Here is an 8,469-nt window from a genome sequence, read left to right as displayed (position 1 = left end):
TCTGATTCGGGACTCGACATGCCCCAAACTCTACATGCCTTCAATGGTGAGCGGTCTGGACAGATGCTTCTTGAATCAGCACGGTGTCATTGCGCGCGGGGGCAGAACAACGTCCCTGGACATCACATCTAACCCCCCAACAACTCTGCAATTCTCCGCGCGGTCATCTGCGATTCGCAGATGACCGCGCGGAGAATTGATGACTTGGGGGCGGTAGCGTGGGGGCATGGCTCAGGTTGTGCAGTTCTCGACGTTTGGCGGCAGCGAGGTTCTCGAGGTCGCATCGGTTCCGGATCCGGTCCCCGCGGCCGGGCAGATCGTCGTCGCGGTTGAGGCCGTGGGCGTCAACCCGATCGAGCGCAAGCTCCGCAGCGGCATCCGCCCGCTCTCGGGCAACGGCCCCTGGCGCACCGGATCCGACGGCGCCGGCACCGTGACCGCGGTCGGCGAGGGCGTCGACGGCTTCCGCGTCGGCGACCCCGTCGCCTTCGGTGGCGCGTCGGGCGCCTACGCGACCTCGGTCGCGGTGAAGGCCGAGAAGGCCCACCTCCGCCCCGCCGGCGTGACCGCCGCGCAGGGCGCCGCCCTCGGCATCCCCGCGGGCACGGCCTACCAGGCGATCCGCTCGCTCGGCATCCGCGAGGATGACACGCTCCTCATCCACGGCGGATCCGGATCCGTCGGGCAGGCCGCGATCCAGTTCGCGGTGCTCACGGGAGCGCGCGTGATCGCGACGACGAGCGACGCCCGCGCCGAGCGCGTCGGCGACCTCGGCGCCGAGCCCGTCCTCTACGGCGACGGCGTCACGGGCCGCGTGCTCGAGGTCGCCCCCGAGGGCGTCACCGCGATCCTCGACTGCGCCGGCGCCGACGGCGTGCTGGAGGCCTCCCTCGAGCTGCTCGAGGACAAGAACCGCATCGCGACGATCGTTCTCGGGGCGAAGGCCGACGAGATGGGCCTGCGCGCCTTCTCCGGCGGATCCGCGACCCCGCTGACCCCGCAGCAGCTGACCTGGCGCGCCGAGGCGCTGCCGATCGCGCTCGCGCTCATCGCCACGGAGTACTTCGACGTCGAGATCGGTCAGACCTTCCCGCTCGACCAGGCGGCCGCCGCGCAGGACGCGAACGAGAACGGCGCCGCGGGCAAGGTCATCCTCGTTCCGTAACGAGGCGGGATCCACCCACTAGCGTGGATTCTCGTGGATCTCCCCTCTCTCAGCGCGCTCGCCTGGGCGGCCCTCGTCGTCGGCGCCATGATCGTCGGCGTCTCGAAGACGGGCCTCCCCGGCGCGAACACCCTGGGCATCGCCCTCTTCGCCGCGGCGCTCCCCGCCAAGGAGTCGACGGGCGCGATGCTGCTCCTGCTCATCCTCGGCGACGTGATGGCGCTCGCGCTCTACCGCCGCCACGCCGATTGGAAGACGATCGTGCGGCTCGCGCCGTCGGTCATCGCGGGGCTCGCCCTCGGCGCCCTCTTCCTCGCGCTCGTGGGCGACGCGTGGGTCAAGAGGTCGATCGGCATCCTGCTGATCTTCGTCGTGTTGCTGACGCTCTGGCGGCGGCGCGGCGCCGAGGTGAAGCCGGGGCGCGGATCCGCGATCGCCTACGGCTCGCTCGGCGGCTTCACGACAATGGTCGCCAACGCGGGCGGCCCGCCGATGTCGATGTATTTCCTCGCGTCGCGCTTCTCGGTGCACACGTTCCTCGGCACGGCGGCGTGGTTCTTCGCGATCATCAACATCGTGAAGCTACCGATCTCGATCGGCCTCGGCATCATCACGGTGCCGACCCTCTGGATCGACCTCATGCTCGTCGTGCCCGTGCTCGTGGGCGCGGCGATCGGGCGCTACGTCATCAAGAAACTGTCGCAGAAGACGTTCGAGACGATCGTCGTGGTGCTGACGCTCGTGGGCGCCCTCTACCTGGTGTTCTAGTTGTCGGACAGCTGGCGCGGCGCCGCGCCACGGGCCGAGCCGATCAGGGCGATGAAGGTCACGACGGCGGGGGCCGCGAGCGCGAGCGCGATGCCCCAGTGGCCCGCCCCGCCCTGCACGGATCCGATCGCGATCGCGACGATGAGCACCTGCGTCACGATGCCGCCCGAGCGGCCCCACGACTTCCCCGTCCAGACCGCGAAGGCGAAGGCCGCGACGCCGACGGCCGCGATGAGGGTCAGCACGACAAGCGCGACCGAGGTCGTCACCGACGTGAGCTCGCCCGCGATGATCTCGACGATCTGCCAGCCGGTGAGGATCACGAGCACGAGCGCCTCGAGCGCGAGGAGTGTCGCCGCGATGCGGGTGGCGGGGGTGCGGATTCCAGATTCGGCGCTCATCGGGTCTCTTCCGATCGTCGTTATAAAGAAGGGATCCTGGAGATTTCCTAAAACCCTTGATCCAGACCATGGTCTGTACGACAATTGTTAACGGTGTGTTTCCCACAGCGTGGTGGGGTTCGCGACGACACGTCGCGTTCACATCCAGCTTAGTCAGACCTTACTTGAGCCGAGCTGAACCCCGCAAAACGAACCCCACCACTACGCTTAGGAGCCCCCGCATGGATTGGCGCGACAAGGCCGCATGCCTCACCGTTGACCCGGAGCTGTTCTTCCCCGTCGGAAACACCGGCCCGGCCGTCGACCAGATCGAGAAGGCGAAGTCGGTCTGTGCTCGCTGCACCGTCACCGAGGTCTGCCTGCAGTACGCCCTCGAGACCGGCCAGGACTCGGGCGTGTGGGGTGGCCTCAGCGAGGATGAGCGCCGCGCGCTGAAGCGCCGCGCCGCCCGCGCCCGCCGCGCCGGCTAAGACCCCGCGAACGAAAACCCCATCCTCTCACGAGGACGGGGTTTCGTTCGTTCTTCGTCGTTCTACACGGCCGTGACCTCGAGCACGAGGGCCGACGCCGGCGCGAGGAGCGGGGTGCGCACCCCGATCGCGCCGAGAACCGAGCCGGGAAGCTCGATCTCGCCCGCCGCGATCCACGGCACGGGCACGACGTCGCGCGTCTTCGCCGCCGAGAGCGGCTCGATCACGCGCACGCGGTACGTGAGCGACGGATCCAGCCCCGGCAGCGTGAGCGCCGGCGGCAGCCCCCACTCGCCCATCTCCTCGCGCACCAGCCGGTAGAGCGCCCAGCGGCGATCGGCCGACACGGATCCGGTGAGCAGGCACCCCTCGTCGGTGCCGCGCTCGTGCACGAGCTCGCCCGCATGCACGAGCGGCCGCAGGCGCTTGTACTCGGCGATCCACTCGGCGAGCTGCGCGCGCTCGCCCGGCGTGAACTGCGTGATGTCGGTCTCGATGCCGGCAGAGGCGAAGAGCGTCATCGCCATGCGCAGGCGCAGATCGGTCCAGCGGTAGGTCGTGTGCGCCGTCTCGGGCCCGACGTGGCTGCCGATGAGCTCGGGCGGGATGAGCGCCTCCGTCCAGCGCTGGATCCGCGAGCGCTCGACCGGGTCGTTGGTGTCCGAGCCCCACACGCGGTCGGTGTGCTCGAGTATCCCGAGGTCGATGCGGCCGCCGCCCGAGGCGCACGACTCGATCTCGACGCCGGGGTGTCGCTCGCGCAGCTCGTCGAGCAGGGCATAGGTCGCGCGCGTGTGGGCGTCGACGCCCGCGCGCCCGGCGTGCACGGCCTCGAGCAGGTCGCGGTTCTGATCCCACTTCAAGAACTCGATGGGGTACTCGGTAAGCAGCGCGTCGAAGCGCTCGAGCACGTACGCATACGCCTCGGGGCGCGCGAGGTCGAGCACCTGCTGCTCGCGCCAGGTGCGCGGATCGTGGTCTGCGGGGCCAAGCACCCAGTCGGGGTGCGACCTCGCGAGGTCCGAGTCGGGGCTGATCATCTCGGGCTCGACCCACAGCCCGAAACCCATCCCGAGCCCGCGCACGTGGTCGACGATCGGGTGCAGGCCCTCGGGCCAGACCTCCGGATCCACGAACCAGTCGCCGAGGGCCGCGTTGTCGGAGCGACGGCCGCGGAACCAGCCGTCGTCGAGCACGAATCGCTCAACGCCCACCTCGGCCGCGGCGTCGGCGAGGGCCACGAGCGGCGCGAGCTCGTGCCGGAAGTAGACCGCCTCCCACGTGTTGAGCATGACGGGGCGCGGCGTGCGCGGGTGGTGCGGGCGGGCGCGCAGCATGCCGTGGAGGCGCGCGGACATGCCATCGAGCCCCTCGGCGCTCCACGAAAACAGCGCGGCCGGGGCCTCGAACGATTCCCCCGGTTCGAGCACGAGCTCGCCCGGGCGGATCAGCTCGCCGGCGCCGAGCAGGCTCGCGCCCTCGGGCATGCGGTCGGTGCGGTACACGCTATCGCCGCTCCACGCGAGGTGAACGCCCCACACCTCGCCACGGCGCTCGGAGAAACCGGGCTCGCCGAGGATCGTGAGAAGCGGCGAGTCGTGGCCCGTGCGGCCGCGGCGGGTCTCGCGCGCGAAGGATCCGAAGACGAGCGGGCGGCGCTGCGGCGAGCGCTCGTGCGACCAATAGCCCGTGAAGTCGAGCAGCTCGGAGGCCCGCGCCGGCACGGGTAGCGTCGCGTCGAGGCCCGAGAGCGCGACCGCGCCGTCGCCGATGTTGTGGACGCGGTGCGTCACGCGCAGCACGCCGTGCGCGTCGAAGCGCAGCTCGCTCTCGAGCCGCAGGCCCGCCCCCTCGGCGATGAGCGAGAAGCCGCGCTCGTCGCGCTCGACCGACCGGGTCTCCCAGCCGGGCAGCAGGGGCGCCCCCGCCGCGGATCCGGCGAGCCCCGGGCGCCCCTGCCACCCGTCGCGCTCGGTCGGCAGGATCGTCAGCGGCCACGCGATGTCGAGCGCGCTCGACGTGATCTGCCGCGCGTTCGCGGCGTCGAGCGCGGCGAGCGCGTCGCCGGAGAGCGGCCCGGGATCCGCGCCCCAGTGGAGCACCTCCGGCAAGCCGTCGCCCGGGAAGGCGACGATGAGCGCGCTGCCGGCGGCGTGGAATCGGGCGGTGTCGCGGCGCGAGGGGGTGGGCATGTGCACGGTCTCCTTCTCCGAGGCGTCGTCGCCTCGGATCCAGATTCGCCGAATCGAGCTACTTTGTCAACTTCTGAAACAATGTCAGGAGAGCATGTCGCGGATCGCGAGGCCCGCACCGGCGCGCGCCCACTCCGAGAAGTCCCAGAGGCGCACGTCGATATCGACATCGACGGCCTCGGTGTCGAGGCGCCGGGCGATCTCGGCGCGCATGGCGTCGCCGGCGAGCTCGACGACCGCGATGCCGTCGCCCGTGAGCACAATCTTCTGCGGATCCGTGAGGTTCGCGACCGACGCGACCAGCACCCCGAGGGCCCGGCCCGCGTCGGCGAAGATCGCCCGCGCGACGGCGTCGCCCGCGCGGGCCGCGGCGACGACGCCCTCGTAGTCGACCCCCGCGACGCGGTAGGCACCGACGATCGCGGAGTTCACAAGCATGCTCGTCGCGCACCCGCGGTGCCCGAGGTCGCAGTAGGGGCCCGCGTCGTCGACGATCAGGTGGCTCAGCTGGCCCGCGCGCGCGTGCGCACCCTCGACCAGGCGGCCGTTGACGACGAGGCCGCAGCCGATTCCGACGCCGACGGTGATGAGGGCCATGTCGTCGAGACCCGTGCCGGCGCCGAACCAGTGCTCCGTGACCGTGAGCGCGCGCACGTCGTTCTCGACCGAGCACGGCAGCCCCGTCGCCTCGGTGACCATCGCCCCGAGCGGCACGTCGGTCCAGTCGAGAAACGCCGAGACCTCGACGACGGCGCCCGCGCGATCCTGCCGCACGCGGCCCGCGATGGCGATGCCGACGGCCACGATGTCGGGGTACTCGGCGGAGAACTCGCGCGCGACGCCGGCAATTTCGGCGACGACGTCCGCCGGATCCGGCGACGGCAACCGCAGCTCGCGCGACGCGACGGCGGTGGCCGAGAGGTCGGTGACGGTGGCGTAGAGCACGTCACCCGTGAGCTTGATGCCGAGCACATGGCGCGCCTGCGGCTGCAGGATGAGCATCTCGGACGGCCGCCCCGTCTGGGCCATGAGGCGCGTACCGCCCTCGGCGAGCAGGCCCGCGTCGACGAGGGTGCGAGTGATGCGGGTGAGGCTCGCGCGCGACAAATTCAGCCGGCGGGCGATCTCGGCGCGGGGAAGCTCACCGTGGATCAGCACCTCGAGCAGGGCCGCCTTGACGGCCGGCGCGAGGCCGGCGATATCGACCGACGCGGAGTCGCTCATGTTTGTCACCCTATTAAACTTAGTCCATCGCGTGCCGCGCCTGAGCTGCACGTATGACGCCGTGCGGCGCGTTTTCGCACCGTATCACCCCCGCCGATCGAAGAGGATCCGCCATGCCCGACTCCCCCACCGTCCTCGCGTGGAGCGCTCCGCTCGTCGCCCTCGACCTCGCGATCGGCGGCGACCGACCCGTCTCGATGCTGTCGCTGCGCCCGGCCGGCGCGCCGCGCCCCGTCCCCGTCGTCGCCGCGGCGCACGGCGAGCAGCCGCTCGTCGAGGTGACGGCGCTCGGCCACGGCCGCTTCCCCGGTAGCTACCGCCGCACCGACTCGGTCATCGGCGCCGCCCTCCGCTACGCCTCCCACGAGACGACAGTCGACGGGCTATGGCACCGGCTGCGCGTCGTGCAGGCGGATCCGTCCCGCGGCGTCCGCGCGACGAGCGTCTTCGAGGCGCACGAGTCGGCGCCCGCCGTGCGCGCCTGGACGGAGATCGAGGTCGCGGGCGACCTCGTCATCGACGCCGTCACGAGCGTCGCGACCGGATCCTTCCTCGCGGACTCCGGCGCGGGATCCGTCGACGACCTCCTGCTCGCGCGCGCCGACAACGACTGGCTCGCCGAGAGCCGCTGGCGCGTGGATCCGCTGCGCGACGCGGGGCTCGCGGACGTGGGGCGCGAGGCGCACAACCACCAGGCGCCGCGCACGCGCATCGCGCTCGGCAACCGCGGATCCTGGTCGAGCGGCGAGCAGGTGCCCACCGGAGCACTCGCCGCCCGAGACTCCTCCTACGCCCTCGCCTGGCAGATCGAGCACAACGGGCCGTGGACTGCCGAGGTGGGCGAGACGCGCCGCGGCGCGTACCTCGCGCTCACCGGGCCGACCGATCATGAGCATCAGTGGAGCGTGCGGCTGACGGGCGGCGCCACCTTCCGCACGGTGCCGGTGTCGCTCGCGGTGGCGGCGGGCGGCGTGGAGGACGCGCTGCGCGCCCTGACGCTGCAGCGCCGCGCGATAAGGCTCCCGCGCCCGGCCGATGCCGCGCTGCCGGTGGTGTTCAACGACTACATGAACACGCTCATGGGCGACCCGACGACCGAGAAGCTCCTGCCGCTCATCGACGCGGCCGCGGCCGCCGGCGCCGACTACTTCTGCGTCGACGCCGGCTGGTACGCCGACGGGCACTGGTGGGACGAGGTCGGCGAGTGGCTGCCGTCGGCCGAGCGCTTCCCCGGCGGGCTCGCGGAGGTCACGGGCAGGATCCGCGAGCGCGGCATGGTGCCGGGGCTCTGGCTCGAACCCGAGGTGATCGGCGTGCGGTCGCCGCTCGCCGAGACGCTGCCGGACGAGGCGTTCTTCCAGCGCTCGGGCGTGCGCATCGCCGAGCACGGCCGCCACCTGCTCGACCTCCGCCATCCCGCCGCCCGCGCGCACCTCGACGCCGTCGTCGACCGGCTCGTCGGCGAGTACGGCGCGGGCTTCATCAAGATGGATTGCAACACGATGACCGGGCCCGGATCCGACCTCGGCTCGCTCGCGCCGGGTCACGGCCTGCTCGAGCACGCCCGCGCGCTCCTCGACTGGATCGACGGCGTGCAGGCGCGCCACCCCGATCTCATCATCGAGGCGTGCGCGTCGGGGGCCATGCGCATGGACTACGCGATGCTGTCGCGCCTGCACATGCAGTCGACGTCCGACCAACAGGATCCGGTGCGCTACGCGACGATCGCGGCCGCGGCGCCCGCCGCGATCCTGCCCGAGCAGGCCGGCAATTGGGCCTACCCGCAGGCGGGCATGAGCGGGGAGGCGCGCACCCTCGCCCTCGTGAACGGCGTGCTCGGGCGCATGTACCTCTCGGGGTACCTCAACCGCATGGCGCCGGACGAGGTCGCCGCGGTGGGCGAGGCGGTCGCGGCGCACCGCGTCGTGACGGGCGACATCCGCGAGCGCCTGCCGATCTGGCCGCTCGGGCTCCCCGTCTGGGACGCCGACTGGACGGCCCTGGGCCTGCGATCGGGCGACCACGCCTACGTCTCGGTGTGGCGGCTCGGCGGCGCAGGGTCAGCGCAGCTGAGCCTGCCGTGGGCCGCCGGCCGAACCCTCGAGATCGCACCCTTTTTCCCCGCGTCCGCCGGAAACTGGGAGTGGTCGTGGGACGCGACGGCGGGCATCCTCACCGTGACCGCGCCGACCGCCGAGCCGAGCGCGCGGGTCCTCTCCATCCGGGCGGCATAAACGGGAGGGGCCGTC

Annotated in this window: 7 protein-coding genes; 4 read left to right on the top strand and 3 right to left on the bottom strand. The window is 71.8% G+C overall.

Going from position 1 to position 8,469, the window contains the following annotated elements; all coding sequences use genetic code 11:
• Nucleotides 1-226 precede the first annotated feature (226 nt).
• Nucleotides 227-1,165, top strand: coding sequence for a quinone oxidoreductase family protein (locus DTO57_RS13070; protein ID WP_114118665.1), 939 nt, complete (start codon nucleotides 227-229; stop codon nucleotides 1,163-1,165).
• Nucleotides 1,166-1,192: 27 nt separating this feature from the next.
• Nucleotides 1,193-1,933, top strand: coding sequence for a sulfite exporter TauE/SafE family protein (locus DTO57_RS13065; protein ID WP_229730622.1), 741 nt, complete (start codon nucleotides 1,193-1,195; stop codon nucleotides 1,931-1,933).
• Here the strand turns inward: DTO57_RS13065 and DTO57_RS13060 are convergent.
• The gene (locus DTO57_RS13060; protein WP_114118664.1) at nucleotides 1,930-2,334 is read right to left on the bottom strand and encodes a histidine kinase; all 405 of its coding nucleotides are present in this window, start codon (nucleotides 2,332-2,334) and stop codon (nucleotides 1,930-1,932) included. The two genes, DTO57_RS13065 and DTO57_RS13060, sit on opposite strands and share 4 nt — an antisense overlap.
• A 221-nt stretch (nucleotides 2,335-2,555) precedes the next feature.
• Between DTO57_RS13060 and DTO57_RS13055 the strand changes: the two genes are divergently transcribed.
• The gene (locus tag DTO57_RS13055; RefSeq protein WP_029152980.1) at nucleotides 2,556-2,804 is read left to right on the top strand and encodes a WhiB family transcriptional regulator; all 249 of its coding nucleotides are present in this window, start codon (nucleotides 2,556-2,558) and stop codon (nucleotides 2,802-2,804) included.
• Between the two features lie 62 nt (nucleotides 2,805-2,866).
• Here the strand turns inward: DTO57_RS13055 and DTO57_RS13050 are convergent, their stop codons facing one another.
• Nucleotides 2,867-4,996 carry an alpha-galactosidase gene (locus tag DTO57_RS13050; protein ID WP_114118663.1) on the bottom strand — a complete coding sequence of 710 codons (2,130 nt, stop codon included), beginning with the start codon at nucleotides 4,994-4,996 and terminating at the stop codon, nucleotides 2,867-2,869.
• Nucleotides 4,997-5,080: 84 nt separating this feature from the next.
• Nucleotides 5,081-6,220, bottom strand: coding sequence for an ROK family transcriptional regulator (locus DTO57_RS13045; protein WP_114118662.1), 1,140 nt, complete (start codon nucleotides 6,218-6,220; stop codon nucleotides 5,081-5,083).
• A gap of 113 nt (nucleotides 6,221-6,333) precedes the next feature.
• Here DTO57_RS13045 and DTO57_RS13035 point away from each other — a divergent pair, with 113 nt between their 5' ends.
• On the top strand, nucleotides 6,334-8,454 hold the full coding sequence (locus DTO57_RS13035; protein ID WP_162785775.1) for a glycoside hydrolase family 36 protein: 2,121 nt from the start codon (nucleotides 6,334-6,336) through the stop codon (nucleotides 8,452-8,454).
• Nucleotides 8,455-8,469: the final 15 nt, after the last annotated feature.

The organism is Microbacterium sorbitolivorans, assembly GCF_003327285.1.
In the GTDB taxonomy this organism is placed as follows: Bacteria; Actinomycetota; Actinomycetes; order Actinomycetales; family Microbacteriaceae; genus Microbacterium; species Microbacterium sorbitolivorans.
Note: the sequence above shows the minus strand (reverse complement) of the source record. Positions and strands in the feature narration are given on the sequence as shown.